We start from the raw sequence: 26,196 nt of genomic DNA, 5'->3' as shown, positions 1-26,196 counted from the left end.
CTTCTTGTACATCCAATTCTTCCGTCTCTAAAGATAACTCGATTTCTCCTGTTTCCTTAGATTCTTCAGCTTCAAATGTTTCTTCTTGCATAACAGCTTCTTCTATCTCTGAAAATCCTTCTACTACTTCTATTTCCTCAGGCGCTTCTTGTGCTTCTTCTTGTGCTTCTTCTTGTGCTTCTTCTTGTACATCCAATTCTTCTGTCTCTGAAGATAACTCTACTACTTCTATTTCCTGAGGCTCTTCAACTTCTTCTGTTTCTTCTTGTACATCCAATTCTTCTGTCTCTGAAAATAACTTGATTTCTTCTATTTCCTGAGACACTTCTGTTTCTTCTTGTACATTCGATTCTTTCGTCTCTGAAGATAACTCGATTTCTTCTATTTCCTGAGACACTTCCACTGCTTCTGTTTCTTCTTGTACATCCAATTCTTCCGTCTCTAAAGATAACTCGATTTCTCCTGTTTCCTTAGATTCTTCAGCTTCAAATGTTTCTTCTTGCATAACAGCTTCTTCTTGTACATCCAATTCTTCTGTCCCTGAAGATAACTCTACTACTTCTATTTCCTGAGGCTCTTCAACTTCTTCTGTTTCCTCTTGTACATTCGATTCTTCCGTCTCTGAAGATAACTCGATTTCTTCTATTTCCTGGGACACTTCTGCTTCTTCTGTTTCTTCTTGTACATTCGATTCTTCCGTCTCTGAAGATAACTCGATTTCTTCTATTTCCTGAGACGCTTCAGCTTCTTGTACTTCTTCTTGCATAACAGACTCTTCTATTCTCTCAACTTCTTCTTTCATTTCAAATTCTGACTCTACAGCAATAGATTCATGTAATTCATTTTCACCTTGAGCCACAACTGCTTCACTTTCAAATAAATAGATTTGCTGACTAGAATCTTCCTTTAACACCACAGCATCTTGAGACGTATTCGCATGTTCTGCATCATGATTATGTAGCACTGTTTCATCGAATGTTGCTTCATTTTGCACAGGTATAAGTTCTGCTTCATTTTTCTCTAACCATGTATCAACAACAGACTTCTTAACTTCCGCTTCAATTCGTGTAGACTCTACTTGATTTTGTCCTGGTAGAACATCTTGTGATGAATCATAAAACGCATAGCCATTCTTCTCAAACCATACATCAACAACTGCTTTTCCTTCTATTGATATCTCAATATCTTCTCGTTGTTGTTTCTTACTTTCAGTATGTTCTTGTCCCCCTACTTCCGGGCGTTTATACCCAAAAATCGGAGAAACTACTTCTGTTGGACGAAACGGTCTTCGGTGACTTTCTTCTACAGAAGTAGGCTTTGCTTCCCTTACCTCTTGAATAATCGGTTCAATCTGTGTCTCTTTTTGTATTTCTTCTACTCGTCTTGATTGTCGTCTTTCTCGAATTGGTATTTCTTGTATAGCACGCTCCTCTATACGAGGCGATTTCATTGTGTTCTCCTCAAATCCTCCGTCAGGAATTAATGGAAAACGAAAATTCCTGCTCGCATGCTGCTTAGACACTTGCAGCTCATCTTCTCGTTTTTTAGAGTAGTAGTTTACACGAGGAGTGTGCGAAGTAACCTTTTTCTCTACAGGAGTCTCTATTTCTCCCAATGCTGTTGCTTCATTTTCTTCCTCTTTTTTAAAAAGCTTTTTCATCCAATCTAGCATGCTTACCACTCTTTCTACTAAATAGTAACACCCTTTATTGTATCAGTATTCGGCAAAAAGTGCAGATGAAATTGCTTTCAAATTATTTACAGAAAAATAAAAAAGATTACAAAATGAAAACAGTTTCATATGATATGGATCAAAAAAAATTCACCCCGCATTAACGGTGGATGAAGAACCCCCCCACTGATGGAAGTTTCACTCTATCCCTTACTTACCCGGTAACCCTCAACACTATCTGCTACACTTTGCAATAAAGAACGTAAATAATTCTCATCCGATAATTTTTTGTCTTCTTCCGGATTCGACATGAAGCCTAACTCTAATAAAACTCCCGGCACTTCCGCCCAGTTAAATCCAGACAAATCATCACGAAATTTAATTCCGTTTACTTGTGCGTTACTGTTTTCCTTCACTTTATTCACAATGAACTCGGAAGCGGTTAAACTCTCTTGATAAATGTTTTTTGTAAAAGCATTCTCTTTTGACGGTGTTAACACTGCAAAGCCTTTTTGCGCTTCATTTTCCGAACCATCTGCATGAATTCGTATAAATAAATTCGCATGATGTTCATTGGCGATTGCCGCCCTTTCTTTATTGCTTATATTCACATCATGTGTCGTTCTTGTCATGACCACTTCAATACCTTTTGCCTCTAACATTTCTTTTAATAACAAAGAGGCTTCTAAATTCAGTTCGTACTCTCGTTTTTTTGTCACAACACCTGTTGTTCCATCTGTTACTTTATATTTTTGTGTCGTTGCTCCTGGACCAATCGGCTCTAACTCTAGATTCGCTTTTCGCTGATGGCCTGGATCAATGCACACAATAAATTTTGGTTTCTCTGGTACGGTTGCTGGCGCAGGCTCTTCTTTCAGTTGCTGCGCTTTCGTTTCATCGTTTTGTACAGGAGTAGATGAATGCGTTTCATCTACTTTTTTTTCTTCCTGAGAAGATTGCTCTGCTTCTTTCTTAGGTGATGTTTTTCCAGTCTCCTTCGTGCACCCTATCATAGAGAATACAGCTACTATTATGATAGAAACAATTCTTATGTACTTCATACCATTCCCCTTATCATATTTTTCTAGATTTTAACTAATCTGCTTTATAAATACAATTGTTTTCAAAACTCATCTAAAAAAAGATAGCCTCATCATACGATGAGGCTATCTTCCTTCTTAATCCGGTTCTAACGGATAATATGTTTAAAATTTAAACTCTTGTCCAACTTCATAGCTGTCTTCTAGTACAAGAATTCCTTTTTCTTGTGGAGCATCTGGAAGCTCTAATTCACGTGCTGAGCAAATCATTCCTGAAGATGGAATACCGCGAAGCTCTGCTGGTTTAATTAACATACCGCTTGGCATTACTGCACCGATTTTCGCAACAACTACTTTTTGGCCTGCGTCAACGTTTGGTGCACCGCATACGATTTGTAATGTTTCTGTACCAACTTCAACTTTACATACATTTAATTTATCTGCGTTTGGATGTTTTTCTTTTTCAGCTACGTAACCAACAACAAATTTTGGTGAAAGATCTGCTTCTACTTTTTCTGTAAAATCGTTCTTTGCTAAAATTTCATTAATCTTTTCAACAAGCTCTTTTGTTAATGTAAGATTACCTGTTTCTGTTACTTCCATATAAGAAGAAGCATTAAAAATGTTGAAGCCTGCTGTTACATTGCTTTCACGATCGAAAACGCGCGCTACATCTCCTTTACGCTCAAATGTACGGTTTTCTAATGTAATATCTTGCAGGGCAACAATTAATGTATCCCCAATACCTTCAAGGTTATAAAAAACGTTCACTTTGTTCATCCTTTCTCTTTTTCACTTCGTTCCTTCCGATTTTTCGCCAAAATAAAGATTGGTTCGAAATTACCATCCTCATATACGAATGAAAGTGATGTAATCGGAACATGACCTTCTGCAAAAAACTTCATTGTCATTTGTGCAATAATATCATAACCGATTTTGTTCTCGATATCAGCAACAATTAATACATCTTGGTGTGGAACTGCAATAACCATATCACCTGAAATTTGTTTACGCATCTCTCGTAATAACGCATCGTTTAAAATACGGCTCGCGTCATACCCGTCATTTGTATTTAAGAAATAAAACGTATTGCCAGCGACTTCATCTCGCTTAAAATCAGCGCGTAAAGAACGAACGTTGAACAATGCCATTTCACGCACTTGTTCTTCTGTCATCCCAAGTTTTTGTAACAAGTGCTGATCAATAAGGCGATATGTTTTATCTGAATCTAGTGCATAGTAAATACGCGTTTCTGCTGTATGCTCTGTCATGACAAACGGATTTCCTTTTTCCGCTTCTTTCGGAAAGGACGTTGAACGAATGACCGGCAAAATTTTCGCCGTACTTTTTACTTCTTTATGCATTGCAACGAGCGCTTCTTCTACGTAATATACAACTTCATCAATTGCCTTCTCTTTCTTTACCTCCCACTTCGCTACGATACCCGGAAGAGAAACCGTAATTCCCTTTTTCGTATCTGTCTGTTCAATGCGAAGTGTCTCTTTTTCACTATCGTACTGAAAATTCCACTCTGCTCTTTCAAGGCGCTTTATGAGCTCGTCTTTCATCTTTTTACTCGTCATTTTCATATGATGTACCTCCCTTCCGAAAAAAACAACCTCCACATGTGAAGACAGAGGTTGTTTTTCGCATTGTAATTGGCTGGAAACGTCTTATCCCGCTATTCTTTGGCAGTAAGATCCCTCGAGGAAAATCGGGGATAACTGTCCGTAAAAGCCCGATTGGTGAAAGCTTTCCATCAGCGGGGGAACCTCCCTCCACTGATGGAAGTTTCACTTTATTTTAAGCCTTCAATAAACTCTTCAATTTGCTCTTGTGTTTTACGATCTTTATTTACGTAACGACCAATTTCTTCTCCCTTATTGTAAGCGACAAAGCTTGGGATACCAAATACGTCTAATTTGATGCATAGGTCGATATACTCATCACGATCTACATAATAGAAAGAGAACTCGCTATATTTTTCTTCTACTTCCGGCATAAATGGATCGATAAAACGGCAATCTGGGCACCAGTCTGCTGAGAATAAAAAGATCACTTTCTCCTCGTTTTTCAATTCTTGAAATTGTTCCATGCTTTCTAATGATTTCATCTATAATTCCTCCCTAAAAAAGAAGTGTGTATTTACTTATCTAATCTTCCTTTATACTACCATACATGAAATACGGTGCAAGGTTTATGCTTCATTTCTGTCATACATATATTGTCCAACTAATAGCTTCACAACATGCACAAACAAATCAGTACGATCTACGTAATTGTTTGTAAAAATGCCGATTGCTCCTTCATGGCTGCGAATATCATGCCGCTTTGTATAGTCTTCCATCACTTCACTTAATTCTTTTCCTTCTTCAAGAGGCTGAATAAATTCATCTGGCAGTCTCATACGCGCTCCGCCTGCGGTAAATAGCTTGCCTTCTTTCGTTGCTAAAGCACCCCAATTACACATAAACAAACCGTGTTCCGTGTGCATCACACCGCCTTCTAAACCAATTCCAATATCCACTTTTCCTTCTGCTAATGCTAATTTTGCCCGGTTACTTGCCCCTTGCAGCGTTTCTTCATCAGAAAACGGCTGCGCTGACACATGAGATGGTACAGACAATGAAATCATTTCAGCATCTGGTAGCACTTGCTGAACAGCATTTACTTTTGTTTGATTTTTTGATCCGACTGCTACTCTCACTGTTAAACCTCCTAATTTAAAAAGAAAAGGCCGCATTTGGCCTTTTCCACATTATACATTTTGCTTAATTGTTTCAAACGTTGTTTTATCTGTTGCTTTTACTAAATGAATCAGCAATTCTTTCGCTGCTGCGTAATCATCAACATGTAAAATCGAAGCATGTGTATGAATGTAACGTGCGCATACACCGATAACAGCTGATGGCACGCCAGAATTGCTTGTATGTACGCGTCCTGCATCTGTACCGCCTTGTGATACAAAGTACTGATACGGAATGTTATGCGTTTCTGCTGTATCTAAAATAAATTCACGAATTCCGCGGTGTGTTACCATAGAACGATCATACAAACGAAGCACAGCACCTTTTCCGATTTGACCAAACTGCGTTTTATCTCCTGATGCATCGTTTGCTGGTCCTGCATCTAACGCATAGAAAATATCTGGTTGAATCATATTCGCTGCTGTTTGTGCACCGCGAAGGCCGACTTCTTCTTGTACAGTTGCACCAGAATATAGCGTGTTTGGTAATTTTTCATCTTTTAACTCTTTTAACAATTCAATCGCAAGGCCGCAGCCATAACGGTTATCCCAAGCTTTCGCCATAATTTTCTTTGGGTTTGCCATTGGTGTAAACGGGCAAATTGGCACAATTTGTTGGCCAGGTTTCACGCCAATTTCATCTGCTTCTTCGCGGCTATCTACACCGATATCAATTAACATATTTTTTATATCCATTGGTCTCGCGCGTTGTTCGTCACTTAATAAGTGAGGAGGAACAGAACCTACTACACCGATAATCGGTCCATTATCTGTCATAATTTGTACGCGCTGCGCTAGTAACACTTGGCTCCACCAGCCGCCTAATGTTTGAAAACGAACCATTCCGTTTCTCGTAATTTGTGTTACCATAAAGCCAACTTCATCCATATGACCAGCTACAAGAACGCGCGGTCCATTTTCGTCACCCTTTTTTAAACCGAAGATACTTCCTAAACGATCTTGCACAATTTCATCGGAGTATTTGCTCAGTTCTTGCTTCATAAAACGACGCACATTATGCTCAAATCCAGAAGCGCCTTGCAGTTCTGTTAACGTACGAAATAGCTCCACTGTCTCTTTATTCATCGCGTTATCCTTCCTTCAATTCAATAATAGAATCACTCTTTTCATTGTAACGAAATTTTCGAAATCTTTCTAGTTTCTTCTTTTTTCTTCAGAATTGCATTATACTTATGTATGATAAACTATTTTTAGGATAGAGGTGAATACATGAACTGGAAAAGCTTACTAGCTGGTGTTGGTATAGGGTTTGCCGCTGGATATGTTGTTGCGAATAAAGTACAAGAACAAGCACACATTTCTTCTGAAAAAGCATTAAAAATGGTAAAACAAGCATTAAGTCATAAAGGTGAAATTACAGGTTCTTGGGTCCATATGGTCCCAGAGACGTTTGAAAAATATGATGTTACTTATGATGTATACCGTGGTGGTATTACAACGTTATTACACGATGTACAAGAACGATTTGAATTTTTAGTAGATGCAAAAACAGGTACAATTTTAGAAGTAAAAATTGCTTAATTTCAAGTCAGACTTTCATAAAAAGGGTGCAGAAATAAATCTGCACCTTTTGTTATATTCTTTCAATAATTGTTGCCGTTGACATCCCGTGTCCGATACAAATCGTAAGCAACCCGTATCTTCCATTTCTTCTTTCTAGTTCATGAAGAAGGGAAGTCATTAATTTCACACCTGTTGCTCCAAGCGGATGCCCTAATGCAATAGCACCGCCATTTACATTTACTTTATGTAAATCTGCCTCCATTTCTTTCTGCCACGCTAGAACAACGGAAGCAAATGCTTCATTAATTTCTACTAAGTCCATATCATGAATCGTTAAGTTTGATTTTTGCAGTACTTTTTTCGTTGCCGGAATAACTCCAGTAAGTCCCATTGTAGGATCTGAGCCAACGACAACTTGATTCACAATTCGCGCACGTGCTTTATATCCTAACTCTTTCGCTTTTTCACTATCCATTAAAAGAATCGCCGCTGCTCCGTCACTAATTTGACTTGCATTGCCTGCTGTAATCGATCCATCCTCCTTGAACACGGCCTTTAAATTTGCCAATGCTTCAGGAGATGTATTCGCTCTCGGTCCTTCATCATTTGAAACGAGTATTGCATTTCCTTCCTTATCGATCCCATTTACTGGTACAATTTCTCGCTTAAAGTAGCCTGCTTCTATTGCCTGTAGTGCGCGCTGATGACTCTCAAAGGCATAGCTATCTAAGTGCTCCCTTGTAATTCCATATTTTTCAGCAATCATTTCTGCTGATACACCTTGATGTACAATTTCATATTTTGCATGAAGACTGCTCGGAATTGTATTTGCATTGCCATCGCTTAAAATTGGCACTTTCGTCATATGCTCAACACCAGCAGCAATGGTAATATCCATGTCACCAGATTTAATTTCTTGTGCCGCAAAATGGATCGCTTGTTGCCCTGAACCGCAAAGCCTATTAATCGTTACAGCAGGAACTGTAATCGGAAAATTCGCTTCTAGTGCGGCAAGTCTACCAATATTAAAGGCTTGCTCAGCAATCGTCGTCACACATCCCATTACAATATCTTCTACAATTCCTTTTTCGATATTTGCACGTTTTGTAACTTCATTCAGCGCCACCGCTGCAAGTTGCACTGGATGTAGTTCACGAAAAGCACCATTTCTTTTTCCAACTGGAGTGCGTACTGCTTCAACAATAACGACTTCTCGACTCATATTTTCTCTCCCACTTTCCCCTTTTGATAATCATAAAATCCTTTTCCCGTTTTACGGCCAAGATGTCCTGCCTCTACAAGTTTTACAAGTGTTTGCGGAGCGCGGAATCTATCACCAAACGCTTCGCTTAAACCTTGACTTGCAAATAACAATGTATCTAATCCAACATAATCTGCTAACTCAAATGGACCCATTGGATAGTTCAGGCCGAGTTTAATTGCTTTATCGATTTCCTCTTTACTTCCTACACCTTCTTCATACATACGCATACACTCTAACAAATGCACTGCAATTGCTCTTGAAGTAACAAATCCTTGCATGTCTTTCACAACAACTGTTTCTTTTCCAATCTCTTCTGCTAATTCTTTTACTGCTTGTATTGTATGTTCCTCTGTATCAACCCCTTTCACAATTTCAATAAGTTTCATAATAGGCGCTGGATTAAACCAATGCATCCCCACCACTTTTTCAGAGCGGTTTGTTGCGCTTGCAATCGCAGTTACACTTAATTCAGATGTATTTGTTGCAAGAATCGTAGACTTAGAGGTATAAGTATCTAATTGTTTAAAAATCTCTTTTTTCAGCTGCAAATTTTCAGGTGCGGCTTCAATTACAAGCTCTACCTCTTTACATGCTTCCTCTAAGGTAATGGTAGAAACAATGTTAGCGAGAACTTGATCTTTGTCTTCTTCGCTCATACGCCCGGCTTTCACAAAACGTTCTAGGCTTGCTGTAATCACCTTGTATGCTTTTTGTAAACTTTCTTCCGATACATCATACATTTTCACACACTTTCCGCCCATTGCTAATGATTGGACAATACCGCTTCCCATGATTCCAGCACCGATTACTGCAATATTTTGAATCATCATTTTCCCCCTTCTTCTTTCATGACAACCCCATATTTTTTGCGATAATACTTTTCATAATTTCGTTTGTCCCGGCGTAAATGGCGCTTACTGGAATATCACGGTACCGCCTTGCAATCTCGTATTCTTCCATATATCCATATCCACCGTGTAGTTGCATGCACTCTGCCGCGACTTTTTTCGCAAGATCTGTTAACCACCACTTCGCCATCGATACCTTAGTCACGATGCTTTCACCATGCATATGTGCTCTAATACATTCATCAATAAATGTGCGGCCAATTTCAATTTCTGTATACATTTCGGCAAGCCTGAATTGAACAGTTTGAAAATCACTTATACTCTTCCCAAATGCTTTTCGCCCTTTTACATACTCCTTTGTTAAACGCAGCATCACTTCTGCTGCAGTTATGGCAGCAATCGCGACAATGAGACGTTCTTGCTGCAACTTATCCATTAAATAATAGAAACCCTTTCCTTCTTCTCCTAACAAATTAGAGGCAGGAACTTTCACATCTTCAAAAATAAGTTCCGATGTATCTTGGCTATGTAATCCAACCTTCTCTAGCTTTTTCCCTCTCTTAAATCCTTCCATTCCTCTCTCTAAAACGAGTAAACTCATTCCTTTATACGCTGGCTTTACAGAAGAATCCGTCTTACAAACAACAACGACTAAATCTGCATGAATGCCATTTGTAATGAATGTTTTTTCTCCATTTACAACATAATGATCTCCTTCTTTTCGTGCCGTTGTACGAATACCAGCTAAATCAGAACCCGCTCCCGGTTCCGTCATCGCAATGGCGGTAATATATTCACCGCTCACACATTTTGGGAGCCAACGTTGCTTTTGCTCTTCTGTTCCATATGCCGTTAAATAAGGAACGACAATATCATTATGGAGACCAATTCCCACTAAGCTCGAACCAACCTTTTCTAACTCTTCATTTATCACAACTGAATATCCAAAATCTGCTCCAGCTCCGCCGTATTTCTCCTCAACCATCGGACAAAGAAAGCCGTTTTGGCCCATTTTCTCCCATAAGGACCTCGGAATAATACCGTCTTTCTCCCATTGGTTATAGTGCGGATACGCTTCCTTTTCTAAAAATTTACGGAAGGCATCACGAAAAATGTGATGCTCCTCCTCCAAATATGCATGCTTCATCGTCTTCTCCCCTTATTCTTTCACCTCTGTCCCTTCACTACGTAAAATAAACTTTTGAATTTTCCCGCTCGCATTTCTCGGCAGTTGCTCCGTAAATACATATCGGCGCGGGCGTTTATAATCAGCGAGTTTATCGCTTTTTTTACAATATTCATCTAATATTTCTTCTGTAAGAGACTCATCTTTCAAAACGACATACGCCACGACACGCTGCCCCCACAACTCATCCTTCTCCCCAAGCACCGCAACGTCTAACACACTTGCATGCGTATACAAAAAGTCCTCTACTTCACGCGGATAAATATTCTCACCGCCGCTCACGACCATATCATCAACACGGTCTGCAACGTATAAATACCCGTCTCTATCTACATAACCTAAATCGCCTGAATGATACCACCCTTTATATAATGCCTTTTCTGTTGCTTCTTTATTGTTGTGGTACCCCGCCATTACGCATGAACCTCTCATAATAATTTCTCCAATTTCATATGGAGGTAACACATCATCCGGATCAGACGGTCCATCATCGTTCGGACGAACAATGCGAATTTCATGGTTATATCCAGCCTTTCCTGCCGAACCCACTTTTGAAAGTTGCTCATACTCACGCAAAAATGTAACGGCCGGTCCCATTTCCGTCATTCCGTAAGCCTGTACTAACGAAACATTCAACTTTTCATCGCAAGCTGTTACGAGCGCAGGTGCCATCGAAGCCGCTCCGTATAAACCGTATTGAAGTGAGGATAAATCATACTGTGATAAGTCTTCTTGCAGCAACATATTCCACATTGTAGGTGCCGCAAACATAACCGTCACCTTTTCACTTTGAATCGTCTCCAAGACAAGCTTTGCATCAAAATGATGAAGAATGATGTTTGTTGCACCGCTATGTACTCTTGGAATAAAGCAACAATGAAGCTCTGCGCAGTGAAACATCGGCGCTGTTACAAGACCGCGGCTTTTTTCCTTGTAATGTAAATAAGCAACGCCCATCAAGCTTTGATCAATAATTTCCCTGTGACGATGAAGCACACCTTTTGGATGACCAGTTGTTCCGCTTGTATACATAATGGAACAAATATCATCTTCTTTTACTTCTACTTTTTCAAAATGCGGCGTGGCACTACATACTTTTTCTTCATAAGAAATAGAAAACGTCGGCTGATCTTGATCAATATACCAAAACTGAATGTGAGGAAATTGTGTATGAATACTTTGTACTTGAGAGGATAATTGCTGTTCAAAAAGTACGATTTTAGGAGAAGCATCTTCTAATATGTAAGCAAGTTCTTGCGGTTTTAACCGAAAATTAATTGGGTTGAATACAGCCCCAATTTTTGCACAGGCAAAACATGTTGTTGCCAGCGCACTACTATTAAAAAGAAATGTCGAAACGCGGTCACCCTTTCGTATCCCGCTTTGTTGAAGTGCATGGGCAAGTTTGTTTACCTGCTCATTCCACTCTGCATACGTCCAGCGAATCTGTTTTTCGGGCTCAACAATTGCTTCCTTATCCGAATAGCTTCCAACCGTTAATTCCAGCAGTTTCCCAATGGTCATATACACGATACATTTCCCCTCTCCATTCGTTAAAACGCTTTCATTTTTTCGTTATCTTCTTTTAAAAAACGGACTAGCTTGGGGCTATTATAACAATTTTCAGAATGTTTTAGAGACGAACATTTCGACAAATAGTTACAATAAAACGTTAGACAGCTACCTTCTAAGAAAAAGGAGAGCATTCTTTGCTCTCCTTTTCCTACACCTATTCATATTATTGAATAATCCGTACTATTAGTTTAAGCGAACAAATTTATCTTCCGCTAATCTTCTTTCTTTTTTCGGAGAATAACTAATTCCTACAAACACTAGCAAAATTCCAAGAAGTTGATAGACATCAGGACGGTAATTCAAAATAGTAACATCCAGTAAGATTGCAACAATTGGATCAATAAAGACTAAAATAGCAATTGTTTGAGCCTTTAATTCTCGCAAACTACTAAAAAACAAATAAAACACGAATCCCGTATGAATAAATCCTGTAACAATGATATAGAGCCAATTTTCAGTGGTAAGATGCGTAAACTTTGACCAATCTACGAATGGAATCAATAATAAAACACCCAAACCCGTTTGAATAACGGTCGTTAACAACGGACTAAGTGTTTGAATTCCTTTTCCGGTGATTGAAGTAAGAGCATAGAAGAGTGCTGCTGCAAACGCCCATAAAACGCCTGTAGATAAAAATCCAGCAACGGTTGTATGTTGATGAATCCCTCCGACTAACAGTGTTCCTGCAAAACAAATAAAGAAGAATATCAATCCTGTTCCTGTTATTTTTTCTTTAAAGATAAAAGAACCTAATAAAAGCACAATAACAGGTGCTAAATGATAAATGGATATTGCCACAGTAATGGGCATTACTTCAATAGAGCGAAAGAAAAAGACCCAGTTTATAATAAGAAACACACCACATAATAAAGCAAGTAAGTACTCTCGGCGCGGAATAAAACTTTTATGCTGCTGTTTTGTTGTTAATGTGTGAAACCCCCATATTGCTCCTAAAAGAATACTTGCACAGAGGCAACGTACAAAAACCAATTCAATCGATGGGAGGCCTGTTTTTATCGAAAATAAACCGATTGAACCAAAGATAGCCATAGAGGCGGCAAATTTTAGTTTTGCATACATCTAATTCCCCTCCAAAGTCGTTATAATTATAACGACTCTTGTTTTATGATAAAAAACAGCCCTATACTAAGCTGTTTTTTCCTGTCATGACATGAATTAAATCTTCCCTTGTCTTCCATAGCCCCTCTAACTTTTCAGGACCGTATGCAGTTGTAATCTCTTCTACCATAATGTCGTGCCTAATATATTCAGTAGCAATCAGAACAAGAGCAGGATCAGTTGACTTTACAGCCCATTCTGAACCTCTATCGCTAAACTTAGCAATTAACGCTTCTTCTTCATCCCGAATGAGAATAGTCAAATACCCGCCCATACGTTTACTCACAATGTCTGGTGCCATGTAATTATGATGATACGTGTGCCCCAGCGTCTTATCTTTAGCTCCGAATAAAACCGTAAAAATGGGAATCGTCCCTTCTTTTTCTCGAACAGCTTTTTCAATGTCTTTCACAATAGGAGACCAAATCGATAACCAAAGTTCTTTTTTTGCAGATCGAATCATCGAAATCATTTCTTGAACAATATGTTCATACTGAACAATTCTAGTCACAACGTCCACTTTCTGATCACTTTCTAACGTTGTGAGAGAAGATTCTAGCACTTCTAATGATGTATTCATCTCTTCTTTCAACCTAGCAAGCAATTGCTTCGGCTCAACTGGTTTATAAACAATTGGATCAGAGGGAACAGTTTGAATTGCTCCTTTATCAAGTAATTTTCCTAATACCTCATAAATCATTGAGCGCGGGACGCCAGAACGCTTACTTAATTCATAGCCAGTGATGGCTGGTGATTTCAATAAACCTATATAGGCCTTACACTCGTATTTTGAAAATCCATGTTTTTGCAATTCAATAATTGCTTTCTCTTCCATAAGCCCTCCTAATAGTAGTTATTGTATTAACTACTATAAATCATCCACTATAAATTGTCTATAATTTCAGATAATTAATACATGAAAAAGTATCGATCAGTATAGACCGATACTTTTATTCATATGAGCTATCTTTTCCTTTATATATCGGCTTCATATTAATGTTCGCAAATCGGAATTTATCCACATGTATCGCCGCTTTCTTTTCTTCAACTGCTATATCATGCTTTTTCTGCTGGATAGGAATAATTCTTGTATTATACTGTTCTTTTATTCCTTGAATCATGAAATTTAAAACAAAAATTGATATTGTAAAAGCTACTAGCGGCGCCAATATAATCCATGGTGCTGTTAATAATTCATTTTTATTTAATCCGATTAATCCCGACCACTCATTTGTAAGGGAAAATGTAGCGGAACCACTCTCATCCTGCACCACTTTTCTTCCACCAATTAATACTTTAAAAAAGCCCATATGTATGAGCAGTGTAAATAACTGAACAGCTTGTTGAAGAAAAAGAATCACAAGAATTTCTTTCAAATACAGCCAAATATGCTTTCGAAACACATGCATTTTTCTAGCACCGAGCACAATGGAACTTGTAATATATTCTTTTCTCATAAAAAGGTTTATTTCCTGGCTAATGTAAAGAATGAGATTTGGCAATGTGACGATAGAAAGAATGAGAAATTGTTTAATGACAATAGCTTCCTTAAAACCTGTCTGCTCGCTTTCCACCATCAACGGCAACATAAACAAAATAACTAAAATAACTGTCGGAACATAGAAATATACCTTACATACTTTTTCAATGAACTTTTGCACTGGAGATGGTGTATATGCTAGTAAACTACCCAATAATGTTCCTAATACTAGCTGAATAAAACAGATTCCAAATACAAATAAAATGGTGAACTTTGCGCCAATAATGAGTTTAAAGAATAAGTTATATCCGCTTCGATCTGATCCAAACGGAGGCATCAGCAACGGATTAAACGGTGCGCTTTGCGAAACATTACCGTTAACATCTTTCATTAACAATTGTGTCTGAGAATACAAATCTTTTCCGTACCATGTGAATAAAAAACTAGCTAACACAAGTCCACCGAAAAAAGAAAGGCCTATCCAAAAACGTTTAGAATGGAACATACTATTTTTCATTCACAAGCCCTCCTGTTGTACGCTTTACTTGGAAATGAGCAATTGTAAACACGACATAAAATGGAATAAATAATAAAAAGATCCACCGTGCTACCGTTACAGGATTTAAAGCAAATGGCTTTAAAATAAATGACATATATCCATTAATATTGAAAGCAGCCTCCACAAGCAGAAGACTTGAAATTATAAATAGAAATGTAGATTGCAAATGATTGAATAAATGATAAATTACATTTCGAAACAAATGAACCAATAAAATATATCTTCTACTCAAGCCCTTTGCACGGGCAAGTTCTACATACGGCTTATTCTGTTCATCTAATAAAAATAAAACCATAATACGGAAAAAGTGAAGAGCAGGTACAATGCTCATCGTAACAATCGGTAAAAAATAGGCTTGTTTACTACCATATGCGTAAATATTTACAAAATTTATCCCTGTTTGTTTAAATACCCAAACAAAAAATATTTGTAGCATAAAAATTAATAACAAATCAGGAATAGATTCAATCAACACTAAACATCGCTCAATTGCTTTTTTCACTCTCAAAGAAGAGAGTACATAACAAAAGGAAAGACACGTCGCAATTAAAACTGTTAAACAAGTAGATGCTAGTAGAATAATACCCGAATATATATACGGCTCCCGAATCATATCCCAAAAAGAAATTTGGCGCATAGCCATAGGATTTACAGCATCTTCCGGAATAAATAACTTTTGTAAAAAGGTAGTAAAACTAAGTGTATTGCTCTCTATAAAGACAAACGGTACGTAACTAATCACAGCAATCACAATGATACAAATACAAAATTCCATACATTTCTCAATGAAAAACCCTTTCATTGAGAATCCCCTTGCGTCATTATTTCCAAAATCAAATAAGTTACATAATCGTTAGCCATTAAGCTATCACCTAATGACTAACAATCTTTCATTACACTTCGCTTGGTACTTCTACTTCTTCGCGTTCTAATTTTTCTACCATATGCCCTTCTTCATCCCATTTCACAGCGCGGTAATATGCATCGTGGTAGAACGTAAACCATGCTTTCTGCTCTGTTCCGTATTTCATCCATTTTTGTTTATTCTCAATTGACGTCATTGGATAATCATCATACGCCATGACCCACAATACATTTTGATGCGCATGCGTTGGCATTAGGTCTGCTAAATGCAGGAATGTTTCATTTTGACTTTGTGCAACGACAACCGCATGTCCATCGCTATGTCCGCCTGTATGAACCATTCGAATTTCATCTGTAACATTTACTTCTTCCGTAAACAGCCGTACTTGATGTACAATTGGCTCCCAATTTTCTTTCCAATATGTATTGCGTGAGCGGATATTCGGATTTCTCATTTCGTCCCATTCTGTTTGTGATACATATATTTTTGCATTGGGAAACGTCGGGATAAGCTTTTCACCTTCCCATTTTGTTAAACCAGATGCATGATCAAAATGAAGATGCGTCATAAGAATATACTGAATATCTTCCGCTTTCAAACCAAGTTGAGTGAGCGATTGTTCAACAGATGACTCTTCAGTCACCCCTTGATTTCGCTTCATTTTCTCATTCATTTTATTGTTGCCTATCCCTGAATCTATGAGCATATTTCCATCTTTCGTTTGCAGCAGCAATGGATCTGTTCGTAAATAAATTTGATTTTTATCGTTATGGCTATATTTGCGTGACCAAAGTGCTTTCGGTACAACGCCAAACATCGCTCCGCCATCTAAATGCGTATTTCCGCCCCGCAGCCACGTTACCTGTATATCTCCAACTTTTAAATGTTCCATTTTTTGTATGCCCCCTTTTCCTTTTATGTTATCATATAATTCAGAAAAGTAGTCTATCGAAGAAAAAAGAGGCATTCCTATGAGACTAACCAACAAACAAGACATTATTCAATTAATAAAAGAAGATACATGGATGATGGACATATTACAAACTGCTAAACAATTAAATCTACCTGACTGGTGGATTTGTGCTGGAGTTATCCGTTCAAAAGTATGGGACACTCTGCACGGATTTGAAGAAAGAACGCCCCTTCCAGATGTTGATGTTATTTATTTTGATGCTGAACATATTGATGAGTTGGAAGAAAAGAAATACGAACAACAACTGCTCAATATGTCTCCAAATGTACCATGGTCTGTTAAAAACGAAGCAAGAATGCACATCATTAATAACATGCCGCCCTACTCTTCTTCTATAAATGCCATCTCTAAATTTCCAGAAACAGCAACCGCTCTAGGTATGAAACTAAATGAAAAGGATGAAATTGTATTGGCTACTCCTTGTGGTGTACAAGATGTACTTAACTTAGAACTTAGACCGACTCCTTATTTTGAAAAAACAGAAGAACTTTCAAAAATTTATGAAGAACGTTTACTTAAGAAGAAGTGGCAAGAGAAATGGAGTAAAGTGCAGGTTTTTTATCATTCAACACTCTATAAATGAGAGAAGTCTTTTATAAGAAGGTATATCATAATTCCTATATTAATTTTTCTGACCCTATTTCTTCTTATCATATTAAATTATAATTTCATTTCACCATCGTGATTTAGTATCACCTTGATTAAAATTATTTCCTTCTTCACTAACAAGTTGTTATGTGCAAGAAAAAAGATGAATGGGGAATTATAATATCGTTTCCTAATATTTCACTATACATCTAAAGAGGAGTTAATCTATGCATAAGCGGAAATATATTATAGTTACTTTTTTAGTTGCTGTTATAATTTATAATTTTACTTCAGCCCCCTCAATTCAAGCGATGGAGAACTCTTCTTCTCCGAATTACAATCATTCAACAAATCATTTACCGCAGCAAGTAAACTGGAAACTAGTTGAGAAAGCAATGGGGCAATCAGGTGTGATGAAGCCAGGTGAAGTCTTTTATATCAGCCTTCCACGTAATGACTTACAAGTAAGTGTAAAGGGAATACCAATCCGGCCTAGTTTAGCCTTGGGAGGCTGGACAGCTTTTAAACAAATGGGTAATCAAACGATGGTTATGGGTGATTTAGTTCTTGCAGAAAATGAAGTTCAACCTGTCATGGATCAACTTTTCCATCAAGGAATTCAAGTTTCTGCACTACATAATCATTTGCTTGGAGAGTCACCGCGTATTATGTACTTGCACGTTAAGGGGTATGGTGATCCAGTTCAATTAGCTAAAGCGATTAGATCCGCAATGGAACTAACAACAATACCATGGAACAATAAATTACCGAATGATTCGCATGCCTTTTCTATTGATAAACAGAGGCTTGATAAAATATTTAGACATAAAGGTACAGTTAGTGGTGGTGTTTATCACGTAAGTATTCCCCGATTAGAAAAAATCATGGAAAATGGCATGGAAATTCCTCCTGCTATGGGGGTAGCAACAGCAATCAATTTTCAGCCGACGAAAAATGGGAAAGCAGCCATAACTGGTGATTTTGTGCTTACTGCTGAAGAAGTACATCCTGTTGCAAGTACGTTACGTAAACACGGTATTGAAGTAACTGCTATACATAATCACATGTTAACCGAGAATCCCCGACTATTTTTTATGCATTTTTGGGCAAATGACGATCCAATCAAATTAGCTAAAGCACTGCGTGAAGCCATAGACAAAACTCATAGTATGTAGACTGTTTCGTTCGAATGATAAGTGGGATTTCAATTAAAAAACAGATAAAGTGAAACTTTCATCAGTGGGGGCTTACTGCCCGTTAATGCAGGATAAATTCATAAAAAACGCTATTCTCTCCGTATGTTTCCACAAAAGAATAGCGTTTTTTCTTTATATAAATACAAACTCGTTTTAAACTATTAAATCAAAGTATGCCCACCTTCAACATGAAGAACCGTCCCCGTAACAAAACCATTCTGCATTGCATATAGTACAGCTTGTGCCACATCTTCAGCTTGACCTACTCGCCTTGCAGGAAGTTTGTTTCCTAAGTCAGTATAGAATTTGTTGCGCGCCTCTTCTGCCATTTTACTGCGTGACGGTGTATCAATAATTCCTGGAGAAACAACATTCACCCGAATAGGAGCTAACTCTAACGCTAACGTTTGGCCAAGATTGGAAACGGCCGCATTAACTGCACCGAGCGTTGCAGACCCAATCATGGATTTATAAGCAACAACTCCGGAAAATAAAGTAATAGAGCCATTCTCAGCAATCTTTGGTGCACCATATTTCGCGGAATAAAATTGCCCCCAAAATTTGTTTTCAAATAACTGGCGTGCTGCGGCTGTATCTGTGTCAATAAAAGAACCCCCTGATGTTTCTGCCGCTGTAACAACCAAATGATCAATTGTACCTACTTGTTCAAAAAAGGACTGAACTTGTTGTTCTTGCGTCGTATCAAGGGTATAAGCAGTTATGTTCCCTCCTAACTGATCCTTCGCTCTCTGCAACTTTTCCTCTGAACGACTAGCAATGATAACTTCAGCTCCTTGCAAGAGTGCTAGTCTCGCTGTTTCTAAACCAATACCAGAACTTCCGCCAATAATTACAATTTTTTTATTGTTTAACATGTTCATTTCCCCCAGTTTTTCTTGTTTTGTTTTGCTGAGGTTATTGTATTTCCAAAACTTTCTTTTTGGAAGTAGTGATATTTAATTCACATAGTTACATTTTAGAAAGTTTCTTTTTTGACAAGAAATGTACGCATAAAAAAATTGTCTTTCATAATAAAAAAGACCATGAAGGCCTTTTTATTTGCTTTTAAATCATTTTATAAAGTTAACCCAAATCTCTTTAATTCAATGAAAATATGTTCTAAACGTTTTCCTTTGTCTGTTAATGTGTATTCAACACGCGGAGGAACTTCTGGATATACCTTTCTTTCCACGATCCCTTGCGCTTCAAGTTCCTTCAGACGGAGAGAGAGGGTCTTCGGACTAATTCCATCCATCGATTTTTGTAAATCACTAAATCGCATCGTTCCTTCAATAAGAAGATCGCGAATAATTAAAAAAGTCCATTTTGTCCCGATTACATCTAGTGTTTTCGCAATAGGACAAATTTGTCCTGGTGTTCCTTTTGTTAATTTAATTGGCTCCATATTCTCCATTGAAACACGCTCCTGAAAAATTTTTTTACATTATTTTTCTTTATGCTATCACAATTCTATCCTTATGGTAACTATATGAAATAAATATCACTACTTCCCAAAAGGAATCAACTGTACATACAATATTAATAGCGACTAGACGCTATTTCTAAACTAAGGAGGCGATAAAATGAGTACAGAACACCGAAAAAGTAAACGGCCACCGGCACTGATTTCTCTCTTAATAAGTATCTTCGGGATCACGATTCTGATGACCGCGTGTAATACGCAAACATCAGAATACAAGACTGCTGCACCAGCAAAGAAAGATATTCAACTGTTGAAGGATTTTCCTCAACCTAAATCAATGACCATAGATCCTTCATTAGATCAAAAGAAAGCTACAGAGATGGTTCATGCTGCGCAGCGCTTTTATGCATTTTGGAACAGCGGCAACGAAACTCTGATCCCGCAAACTGTTACAACAAATTTCGTTGATAACACGTTACCAAAGGGACGCCCTCAAGGACCAAAAGGCTTAGCATTTGCATCAAGCAATTTTCGTAAAGCCGTGCCGGACTTACAATGTAACATCGAGGACTTATTAGTAACTGGGGACAAAGTAACAGCTCGGCTATCATTCACTGGAACACATAAAGGGGATTTTGGAGAGAAAAAACCAACTGGTAAAGCTGTTAACTTCTTTGCGATTGATATTTTACGAATTAAAGATGGAAAGATTGTTGAAGATTGGCACTTAGAAGATAATCTAACTCTTATGCAACAGCTCGGCGTCATACCTGAAAATTAATCTTTAGAACCCATAACACATTTATAAAATAAAGGGGATAAATAAAATGAAAAATATACTAATTATCAATGGTCATCAAACATACAGATCAGCGGAAGGAAAACTAAACAAAACATTAACAGACAACATGGTGAATATATTAAATCCTGAGAATCATGTACAAACAACAGTCATTCAAAACGGATATGATATCGAAGAAGAACAAAACAAGTTTTTATGGGCTGATATTGTCATCTACCAAACGCCTATTTATTGGTTCAATGTGCCAGGATCACTGAAAACATATATGGATAAAGTATATGCTTACGGGTTATTTTTCAAAGGATCCGAGCAATACGGCAGAGGCGGTTTATTAACTGACAAACATTATATGTTTTCAACTACATGGAATGCTCCTGAAAAAGCATTTAACGATCCAGCACAGTTCTTTGGAGGAAAAAGCTTAGAAGACGCACTCAGTCATTTACACCGAACACAAGAATTTATCGGTATGAAACCTTTAAAGAGCTTTGCTTGCTATGATGTAATAAAGAACCCAGACATTGATAAATTTATATCTGAACTGAATACTCACCTAGAAGAAATATTACCGCTGTAATTCACTTTCAAATTAGAAAAGCCCCCTTCAGAAAAAACTGAAGGGGGCTTGCAAATTAAAATCAGTTTTAATACGTACCCCATCTAAATTCCTGTTACTTAATCGTTCCCATTCCTGCAACTGTTACACTTACCTTGACATTTACATCTCCCTTTGCAAATGCCTTCCCCCATTGATTTTGGACCTTTTTCCACTCTGGATATGTGTAAGATCTCGCATATTTGCCAAATCCAAAAGGATCGATTTCGGCGTCTTGTATTTTCTTTATTAAGTGCTTGAAATCAGCTTCCAGCTTAGTTTCAATCGCTTTTTGCAGCTTCTCTGCATCCTTTCTAGTATTGAATGAAAAAAGCCGTTCTGTAATGACGATTCTCATCTTTACATCTGTATTAAATATAAAATGCCCGTCATATTTTGCCTTTGTCTTTACCTTGATGTTTTGAGCAGAGAAGCTTATCCAATCTTTATTATGATCATCCGATTTTGACTTGATTGCAATTGTAAATGGAAATTCACCTTTATTTTCGTTCTGTAAAATACGTAACAGCATACTTTCATCCGGTGTTAACGTTAATTTATATCTTCCTTTTGCATCCAACAAGGCTGTTCCTGTCAACCATACTCTCTTCTTTTTTTTCATCTCGGTGATACTTGCTGTCATCCCTTTTTCTTTCGTTTGTTCACGCAATTCTTGAAGAGTTGTTCTTACCGCGATATTTCTTATAGAAGCGGTATCAACTAATTTTGCTAAATATAAGGGAAGTCGAGGTTTATCTTTTGGATTATAAAACATTACATCCGAAACAGGTCCATCTACAGCAACAACCCGCGCAGTAACTGTATTTTTTGGATCTCGATAAAATGGGTCAAGGTACTCTTGCCAGTTTTTTCGTTTCAGCAGCCGCTTCCCAACTAAGAAGACTTGCGTTTTGCTTCCCGATGTTAGCGCCATAACCGTAGCATCAAATTTCTCTCTAGATTTTCGAACTGTAACAGATTTCACAGCAGCATTTTCCTCTTTCTGCTTTGCTTCTTTATTAAAAACAGGACTTGACATGTATACCAATAAATTATCATTATCATCTAAATCAATACCTAATGTAAGAGTAAGGGAAACATCTTCAACACTTGTTTGATCAAAACATCCCGCCATCATGAACGTTAATAGCAGAACACAACATAGTACCTTCCTTCTCAACGTATTCCCCCCTGATGATACTTCTCATATACCCAGCTGTATATCCATAAAATAACAGGTGCCATATACGTCAATGCTAATCCGGCATTTGATACTGCCTGTTGCCAAACCTCTGATTCATTCCAAGTAGGATGCTTCCAAAATATGAAGCCAATAATGAACAATAATAGAACAATAACATCAGAGCTATGGTCTTGTTTTCCACGTAATTGACTAGAACAAAATACAGCGCAGTATGTGCAAGGAATCCACGCTTTGGAAACAACCATTAAGTAAATAGCCAATAAAACCATGTCAAAACGTTCTAAAAAACGAAATTCAATTACCTTAAGCAAGTTCAATACTGGTTGGTTAAATTCTGTAATGCTATCAGGACTAAAATAGGCAAAGCAAATAAGAGTGGTAAAGAGATAAAATAACGTCGACAAAATATTCGCAATCACAATTCCATGGACGGCGTATTGCTTTTTTTGTAGAAAAGGATATAAAAAGAATGCAATATCAAATCCTAAAAAGGTAAAAACAGTAGTCGGCACAGCCTTTAATACTGATCCCCACCCGTCTTTCAGTAACGGAAAGAAATGGAGCCAATTACTACTTTCTCTTAGCGGTATCAAAAAAAACAGTGCAATCCAAAATGTCATATAAAAAACGAGTTCGTTGTATCTTCCTATAATATGAATGCCGTTGCGTGCAACAAAAAAAGTAGGAATTGCGAACAAAAATATAATGATATAGTCAGGTGTTTTCGGCAGAAGCCAGCCTTTAAGATAAAGCATGGCGTTTACAAGAACGATACCGGAATAAAAAATAAAGTATATCATGTAAATAACGACTATGACTTTCCCAGCTATTTTTCCAAATAACCGTATAAGAATGTCGCAAAGCGTGTCATCAGGGTATCTTTGAGATGTTTTAACTATAAATATACCGGCTATTGTAGATAATAATCCCCCAATAAGTATAGCTATCCATCCATCTGTTCCAGCTTTTTCCGCAAGAACTCGTGGAAGCGATAAAACCCCTGTTCCCACCTGCATTCCATTGATTAAAAAAATATATTGCATAAGAGTAATTTCATTGTAAGCATACTTTTTCATAACTTCACCTTTTATTCTGATTTTTCCCTTGGCGAATAGATTGAATAGCTCTAGCACCTTTAGGACGACTTCTCATTGTCCATAAAGGAAAACGTATAAAAGCATCCTTCATATCCGTAAAGCGAAAAGGTGCCAACGGAGTACCATAAGGAGTACCTAACGATTCAAGGCTTATTAAATGCGCAACTAATGTCATCCATCCAATAACGATTCCTACAATTCCAAACATGGCAGCTAATAGCATCATAGGAAATCGCAGTATTCTAATTGCTGAACCCATATCATAATTTGGAATAATAAAAGAAGCGATAGCTGTAACAGCAACGACAATAATCATAATATTGCTTACAACTCCCGCCTGAACAGCGGCCTGCCCAATGATAATTCCGCCTACAATTCCAACTGTTTGACCGATAGGAGTAGGTAACCGCAAAGCCGCTTCCCTCATCATTTCCAAGGTCATTTCCATAAGCAGCGCTTCCATAACAGGTGAAAATGGAACAGTCGCTCTGAATTCGGCAATAGATAAAAAAAGTGGCACAGGAATGACTTCAAAATTAAAAGAAATAAAGGCAACATAACTTGCGGGGAAAAATAGAACGACTATAAAAGCTATGAAACGAAGCATACGGATAAGCGAAGCGACTAACCAACGTGTACCGTAATCATCGACACCATGAAAAAAAGATATAAAATTTACAGGAGCAATCACTACATTGGGAGAACGGTCCACAACAGTCACAAATCTTCCTTGAAGAATGTGAGATACGGCCAAATCCAGCCTTTCAGTGAGCATAAATTGCGGAAACGGTGAATAGGGATTATCTTCAATGAATTCGATAAATTCTCCGGCACTACCGACTGCGTCCACTGTAATATCTTGAATTCTTGTTTCCAGTTCTTTCAGTACGTCTTCAGAAGCTACATCTTTCAAATATAAAATGGAAACCTTTGTTTTTCCTCGCATACCGATTATCATTTCTTTTAACATTAATTCTTCATTAGGAATACATCTCCGAATTAATGCAATATTTTGCCTTGCATCTTCTACAAACGCTTGATGCGCACCTTTTAAAGATATTTCATTCCTAGGATCTTCAATATTTCTTTGCGGCCATCCTTTCGTATCTAATTGATGTGCCGTAGTCTGACCTTGAATAAATAAAATGCTATCTCCTTGCAAAATAGCATTTTCGATTTGTCTCCATGTATCAACGATTTCAACCTGGGCTAATGTAATAGGCAGTTCCGTATTCGAATCACCGGCGCTATGCATCAAAGGACTTAAAACATGGTTTTGAATCGATTGCTTGTCTGTTAATCCGGACAAGTAGACCAAGGCTGCTTCTAATCCGTCTGTGGTCATTTGAAACCGGCGAATCACCAAATCAGGAGATTGATGAAAGAACTGCTGAAGCTGAGCAATATTCTTAGATAGATCAGTTTCGAGAAAGGAGTCCTGTATGTTTTTTTCCTGAAAATCAGTATTGTCGTGTATTGGAAAAGAATTTAAATTGCGTCTACCTTTTAACCGGTTCAGAAAATTAACCATGAATTCCAGCCCTTTCTACATGCGTTCCATATTATTTTTTAGTATGTATTCTTCAAGGAAAAATATTCTAATAACCATTCTGGCTCATCGTTTACGAACTAACAGTCCTCTTAACCAAATCTCCAAAACAAAAAAACACCTCATTTTGGGAATGAGGTGTTTTTTTCGTATGTTGAATATTGTCGACTGGTCGCTATATTGTAAAAAACGCCGATATATTTGTTCTACGCTACCTACTCTATTTCCCACTATATACCTTTGGACATTCATCTCCACTGGGTTCGTAAAAACAATGATTCTTATATTGTCCTGCATGAGGTTGATCCCACCACGTAGGAGGACAACTGCCAACTGGGCGAAAAAACCAAAGAGAATATACACCTGGCCATATACGAGCATAATTTAAACATTTTCTTGCCATTGCTTTGTCGCTCTCTCTTGCCCGTTGATAAAAATACCCTTTCGTCACTGCTTCAAATCCACCTGGCTGCTGATACACCATTTGCTGAATATTTGTAATTTGTTTAAAATCTAAACAATTACACATTACACGATTCACACCAACTGTTCCTACTGCCATCATCCCTTGTTGCCCTTCACCTTCTGCTTCTGCTCTCATAAGACGAGCAAGTAAATCGACATCACTTTCTGTATAGGCAATTCTTGTCACTATTATCCCTCCGTTCTCCCTAACACTATATGCAGCAAGAAGCATTTGTTTTAAAAAGACATGTTCCAAATAAAGTGAAACTTCCATCAGTGGGGATTTTCTTCATCCCCCGCTACCTATCTTCTTTGTTCTCTCAGAACCTTGAGGTGGGAGTCTTACTGCCCCAAAGTAGCGGGATAACAAAAAACCCGAATAGCGACTTGTTAACTTGTCGACTACTCGGGTTACAGTTAATAAAT

General features: G+C 37.7%; 26 protein-coding genes and 1 pseudogene. 5 read left to right on the top strand and 22 right to left on the bottom strand.

Annotated features, from left to right (window positions below):
* From ACFQZ1_RS17440 to ACFQZ1_RS17410, 7 genes and pseudogenes are all read right to left on the bottom strand, one after another.
* Window positions 1–1,672, bottom strand: a pseudogene (locus ACFQZ1_RS17440) (hypothetical protein); the annotation flags it as partial.
* 203 nt (window positions 1,673–1,875) lie between these two features.
* Window positions 1,876–2,733, bottom strand: a complete 858-nt coding sequence (locus ACFQZ1_RS17435) for an N-acetylmuramoyl-L-alanine amidase (protein WP_377883461.1) — start codon at window positions 2,731–2,733, stop codon at window positions 1,876–1,878.
* 144 nt (window positions 2,734–2,877) lie between these two features.
* Window positions 2,878–3,492 carry a YtpR family tRNA-binding protein gene (gene ytpR, locus ACFQZ1_RS17430; RefSeq protein ID WP_154711143.1) on the bottom strand — a complete coding sequence of 205 codons (615 nt, stop codon included), beginning with the start codon at window positions 3,490–3,492 and terminating at the stop codon, window positions 2,878–2,880.
* Window positions 3,489–4,301 carry a DUF1444 domain-containing protein gene (locus ACFQZ1_RS17425; RefSeq protein ID WP_377883460.1) on the bottom strand — a complete coding sequence of 271 codons (813 nt, stop codon included), beginning with the start codon at window positions 4,299–4,301 and terminating at the stop codon, window positions 3,489–3,491. Before ACFQZ1_RS17425 ends, ytpR begins: the two co-directional genes overlap by 4 nt.
* 209 nt (window positions 4,302–4,510) lie before the next feature.
* Complete coding sequence (locus ACFQZ1_RS17420; protein WP_090918897.1) at window positions 4,511–4,825, bottom strand: thioredoxin family protein; 315 nt, start codon at window positions 4,823–4,825, stop codon at window positions 4,511–4,513.
* Window positions 4,826–4,909: 84 nt separating this feature from the next.
* Window positions 4,910–5,419, bottom strand: a complete 510-nt coding sequence (locus tag ACFQZ1_RS17415; protein WP_377883459.1) for a DUF84 family protein — start codon at window positions 5,417–5,419, stop codon at window positions 4,910–4,912.
* A gap of 51 nt (window positions 5,420–5,470) precedes the next feature.
* The gene (locus tag ACFQZ1_RS17410) at window positions 5,471–6,544 is read right to left on the bottom strand and encodes a M42 family metallopeptidase (RefSeq protein WP_377883458.1); all 1,074 of its coding nucleotides are present in this window, start codon (window positions 6,542–6,544) and stop codon (window positions 5,471–5,473) included.
* 144 nt (window positions 6,545–6,688) lie between these two features.
* Between ACFQZ1_RS17410 and ACFQZ1_RS17405 the strand changes: the two genes are divergently transcribed.
* Window positions 6,689–7,000: a PepSY domain-containing protein gene (locus tag ACFQZ1_RS17405; RefSeq protein ID WP_377883457.1), complete on the top strand. Its 312-nt coding sequence runs from the start codon at window positions 6,689–6,691 to the stop codon at window positions 6,998–7,000.
* A 52-nt stretch (window positions 7,001–7,052) separates the two neighbouring features.
* Here the strand turns inward: ACFQZ1_RS17405 and ACFQZ1_RS17400 are convergent, their stop codons facing one another.
* The 9 genes from ACFQZ1_RS17400 to ACFQZ1_RS17360 all read right to left on the bottom strand — a co-directional run bounded on the left by ACFQZ1_RS17400 (window position 7,053) and on the right by ACFQZ1_RS17360 (window position 16,770).
* Window positions 7,053–8,204 carry a thiolase family protein gene (locus tag ACFQZ1_RS17400; RefSeq protein ID WP_377883456.1) on the bottom strand — a complete coding sequence of 384 codons (1,152 nt, stop codon included), beginning with the start codon at window positions 8,202–8,204 and terminating at the stop codon, window positions 7,053–7,055.
* Window positions 8,201–9,073, bottom strand: coding sequence for a 3-hydroxyacyl-CoA dehydrogenase family protein (locus ACFQZ1_RS17395; protein WP_377883455.1), 873 nt, complete (start codon window positions 9,071–9,073; stop codon window positions 8,201–8,203). The genes ACFQZ1_RS17400 and ACFQZ1_RS17395 overlap by 4 nt, the downstream gene beginning before the upstream one ends.
* 19 nt (window positions 9,074–9,092) lie before the next feature.
* Window positions 9,093–10,241, bottom strand: a complete 1,149-nt coding sequence (locus ACFQZ1_RS17390) for an acyl-CoA dehydrogenase family protein (protein ID WP_377883454.1) — start codon at window positions 10,239–10,241, stop codon at window positions 9,093–9,095.
* A gap of 12 nt (window positions 10,242–10,253) precedes the next feature.
* Complete coding sequence (locus ACFQZ1_RS17385) at window positions 10,254–11,810, bottom strand: fatty acid--CoA ligase (protein WP_377883453.1); 1,557 nt, start codon at window positions 11,808–11,810, stop codon at window positions 10,254–10,256.
* Window positions 11,811–12,038: 228 nt separating this feature from the next.
* Window positions 12,039–12,935 carry a DMT family transporter gene (locus tag ACFQZ1_RS17380; protein ID WP_377883452.1) on the bottom strand — a complete coding sequence of 299 codons (897 nt, stop codon included), beginning with the start codon at window positions 12,933–12,935 and terminating at the stop codon, window positions 12,039–12,041.
* A 61-nt stretch (window positions 12,936–12,996) separates the two neighbouring features.
* A complete protein-coding gene (locus ACFQZ1_RS17375; protein ID WP_377883451.1) occupies window positions 12,997–13,809 on the bottom strand; it encodes a TrmB family transcriptional regulator in 813 nt (270 codons plus the stop codon).
* A gap of 115 nt (window positions 13,810–13,924) precedes the next feature.
* Entirely contained in the window at window positions 13,925–14,971 is a 1,047-nt protein-coding gene (locus ACFQZ1_RS17370) for an ABC transporter permease subunit (RefSeq protein WP_377883450.1), read from the bottom strand.
* Window positions 14,961–15,815, bottom strand: a complete 855-nt coding sequence (locus ACFQZ1_RS17365; protein ID WP_377883449.1) for an ABC transporter permease subunit — start codon at window positions 15,813–15,815, stop codon at window positions 14,961–14,963. The genes ACFQZ1_RS17370 and ACFQZ1_RS17365 overlap by 11 nt, the downstream gene beginning before the upstream one ends.
* Window positions 15,816–15,906: 91 nt before the next feature.
* Window positions 15,907–16,770, bottom strand: a complete 864-nt coding sequence (locus ACFQZ1_RS17360) for a YtnP family quorum-quenching lactonase (RefSeq protein WP_377883448.1) — start codon at window positions 16,768–16,770, stop codon at window positions 15,907–15,909.
* 79 nt (window positions 16,771–16,849) lie between these two features.
* Here ACFQZ1_RS17360 and ACFQZ1_RS17355 point away from each other — a divergent pair, with 79 nt between their 5' ends.
* On the top strand, window positions 16,850–17,434 hold the full coding sequence (locus ACFQZ1_RS17355) for a nucleotidyltransferase family protein (RefSeq protein ID WP_377883447.1): 585 nt from the start codon (window positions 16,850–16,852) through the stop codon (window positions 17,432–17,434).
* A 232-nt stretch (window positions 17,435–17,666) separates the two neighbouring features.
* Complete coding sequence (locus tag ACFQZ1_RS17350) at window positions 17,667–18,614, top strand: DUF1259 domain-containing protein (RefSeq protein ID WP_377883446.1); 948 nt, start codon at window positions 17,667–17,669, stop codon at window positions 18,612–18,614.
* A 182-nt stretch (window positions 18,615–18,796) separates the two neighbouring features.
* On the opposite strand, the gene ACFQZ1_RS17345 is transcribed toward ACFQZ1_RS17350, so the two are convergent.
* Both ACFQZ1_RS17345 and ACFQZ1_RS17340 read right to left on the bottom strand, forming a co-directional pair.
* Window positions 18,797–19,510, bottom strand: a complete 714-nt coding sequence (locus ACFQZ1_RS17345) for an SDR family oxidoreductase (protein ID WP_377883445.1) — start codon at window positions 19,508–19,510, stop codon at window positions 18,797–18,799.
* 200 nt (window positions 19,511–19,710) lie between these two features.
* Window positions 19,711–20,049 (bottom strand): winged helix-turn-helix transcriptional regulator, encoded by a 339-nt coding sequence (locus ACFQZ1_RS17340; protein WP_377883444.1) that lies wholly within the window; start codon window positions 20,047–20,049, stop codon window positions 19,711–19,713.
* A gap of 169 nt (window positions 20,050–20,218) precedes the next feature.
* Here ACFQZ1_RS17340 and ACFQZ1_RS17335 point away from each other — a divergent pair, with 169 nt between their 5' ends.
* Both ACFQZ1_RS17335 and ACFQZ1_RS17330 read left to right on the top strand, forming a co-directional pair.
* Entirely contained in the window at window positions 20,219–20,839 is a 621-nt protein-coding gene (locus ACFQZ1_RS17335) for an ester cyclase (RefSeq protein WP_377883443.1), read from the top strand.
* A gap of 46 nt (window positions 20,840–20,885) precedes the next feature.
* Window positions 20,886–21,437 (top strand): NAD(P)H-dependent oxidoreductase, encoded by a 552-nt coding sequence (locus tag ACFQZ1_RS17330; protein ID WP_377883442.1) that lies wholly within the window; start codon window positions 20,886–20,888, stop codon window positions 21,435–21,437.
* 94 nt (window positions 21,438–21,531) lie between these two features.
* Here ACFQZ1_RS17330 and ACFQZ1_RS17325 read toward each other — a convergent pair whose 3' ends face one another.
* The 4 genes from ACFQZ1_RS17325 to ACFQZ1_RS17310 all read right to left on the bottom strand — a co-directional run bounded on the left by ACFQZ1_RS17325 (window position 21,532) and on the right by ACFQZ1_RS17310 (window position 26,002).
* A complete protein-coding gene (locus ACFQZ1_RS17325; protein WP_377883441.1) occupies window positions 21,532–22,635 on the bottom strand; it encodes a Ger(x)C family spore germination protein in 1,104 nt (367 codons plus the stop codon).
* Window positions 22,632–23,735 (bottom strand): GerAB/ArcD/ProY family transporter, encoded by a 1,104-nt coding sequence (locus ACFQZ1_RS17320; protein ID WP_377883440.1) that lies wholly within the window; start codon window positions 23,733–23,735, stop codon window positions 22,632–22,634. The genes ACFQZ1_RS17325 and ACFQZ1_RS17320 overlap by 4 nt, the downstream gene beginning before the upstream one ends.
* Before the next feature lie 4 nt (window positions 23,736–23,739).
* Entirely contained in the window at window positions 23,740–25,287 is a 1,548-nt protein-coding gene (locus ACFQZ1_RS17315) for a spore germination protein (protein WP_377883439.1), read from the bottom strand.
* 238 nt (window positions 25,288–25,525) lie between these two features.
* Window positions 25,526–26,002, bottom strand: a complete 477-nt coding sequence (locus ACFQZ1_RS17310) for a cell wall hydrolase (protein ID WP_377883540.1) — start codon at window positions 26,000–26,002, stop codon at window positions 25,526–25,528.
* Window positions 26,003–26,196 lie beyond the last annotated feature (194 nt).

The organism is Bacillus sp. CGMCC 1.60114 (assembly GCF_042676365.1).
Lineage (GTDB): Bacteria > Bacillota > Bacilli > Bacillales > Bacillaceae_G > Bacillus_A > Bacillus_A rhizoplanae_A.
Note: the sequence above shows the minus strand (reverse complement) of the source record. Positions and strands in the feature narration are given on the sequence as shown.

Bases quoted from the DNA above. Each gene is read 5' to 3' on its own strand.
- ACFQZ1_RS17370 (WP_377883450.1), bottom strand. From the start codon at position 14,971: ATGAAAAATAGTATGTTCCATTCTAAACGTTTTTGGATAGGCCTTTCT.
- ACFQZ1_RS17395 (WP_377883455.1), bottom strand. From the start codon at position 9,073: ATGATTCAAAATATTGCAGTAATCGGTGCTGGAATCATGGGAAGCGGT.
- ACFQZ1_RS17380 (WP_377883452.1), bottom strand. From the start codon at position 12,935: ATGTATGCAAAACTAAAATTTGCCGCCTCTATGGCTATCTTTGGTTCA.
- ACFQZ1_RS17355 (WP_377883447.1), top strand. From the start codon at position 16,850: ATGAGACTAACCAACAAACAAGACATTATTCAATTAATAAAAGAAGAT.
- ACFQZ1_RS17310 (WP_377883540.1), bottom strand. From the start codon at position 26,002: ATGCTTCTTGCTGCATATAGTGTTAGGGAGAACGGAGGGATAATAGTG.
- ACFQZ1_RS17350 (WP_377883446.1), top strand. From the start codon at position 17,667: ATGCATAAGCGGAAATATATTATAGTTACTTTTTTAGTTGCTGTTATA.
- ACFQZ1_RS17315 (WP_377883439.1), bottom strand. From the start codon at position 25,287: ATGGTTAATTTTCTGAACCGGTTAAAAGGTAGACGCAATTTAAATTCT.
- ACFQZ1_RS17360 (WP_377883448.1), bottom strand. From the start codon at position 16,770: ATGGAACATTTAAAAGTTGGAGATATACAGGTAACGTGGCTGCGGGGC.
- ACFQZ1_RS17330 (WP_377883442.1), top strand. From the start codon at position 20,886: ATGAAAAATATACTAATTATCAATGGTCATCAAACATACAGATCAGCG.
- ACFQZ1_RS17320 (WP_377883440.1), bottom strand. From the start codon at position 23,735: ATGAAAAAGTATGCTTACAATGAAATTACTCTTATGCAATATATTTTT.
- ACFQZ1_RS17420 (WP_090918897.1), bottom strand. From the start codon at position 4,825: ATGAAATCATTAGAAAGCATGGAACAATTTCAAGAATTGAAAAACGAG.
- ACFQZ1_RS17335 (WP_377883443.1), top strand. From the start codon at position 20,219: ATGAGTACAGAACACCGAAAAAGTAAACGGCCACCGGCACTGATTTCT.
- ACFQZ1_RS17345 (WP_377883445.1), bottom strand. From the start codon at position 19,510: ATGTTAAACAATAAAAAAATTGTAATTATTGGCGGAAGTTCTGGTATT.
- ACFQZ1_RS17410 (WP_377883458.1), bottom strand. From the start codon at position 6,544: ATGAATAAAGAGACAGTGGAGCTATTTCGTACGTTAACAGAACTGCAA.
- ACFQZ1_RS17375 (WP_377883451.1), bottom strand. From the start codon at position 13,809: ATGGAAGAGAAAGCAATTATTGAATTGCAAAAACATGGATTTTCAAAA.
- ACFQZ1_RS17435 (WP_377883461.1), bottom strand. From the start codon at position 2,733: ATGAAGTACATAAGAATTGTTTCTATCATAATAGTAGCTGTATTCTCT.
- ACFQZ1_RS17390 (WP_377883454.1), bottom strand. From the start codon at position 10,241: ATGAAGCATGCATATTTGGAGGAGGAGCATCACATTTTTCGTGATGCC.
- ACFQZ1_RS17425 (WP_377883460.1), bottom strand. From the start codon at position 4,301: ATGAAAATGACGAGTAAAAAGATGAAAGACGAGCTCATAAAGCGCCTT.
- ACFQZ1_RS17365 (WP_377883449.1), bottom strand. From the start codon at position 15,815: ATGAAAGGGTTTTTCATTGAGAAATGTATGGAATTTTGTATTTGTATC.
- ACFQZ1_RS17400 (WP_377883456.1), bottom strand. From the start codon at position 8,204: ATGAGTCGAGAAGTCGTTATTGTTGAAGCAGTACGCACTCCAGTTGGA.
- ACFQZ1_RS17340 (WP_377883444.1), bottom strand. From the start codon at position 20,049: ATGGAGAATATGGAGCCAATTAAATTAACAAAAGGAACACCAGGACAA.
- ytpR (WP_154711143.1), bottom strand. From the start codon at position 3,492: ATGAACAAAGTGAACGTTTTTTATAACCTTGAAGGTATTGGGGATACA.
- ACFQZ1_RS17405 (WP_377883457.1), top strand. From the start codon at position 6,689: ATGAACTGGAAAAGCTTACTAGCTGGTGTTGGTATAGGGTTTGCCGCT.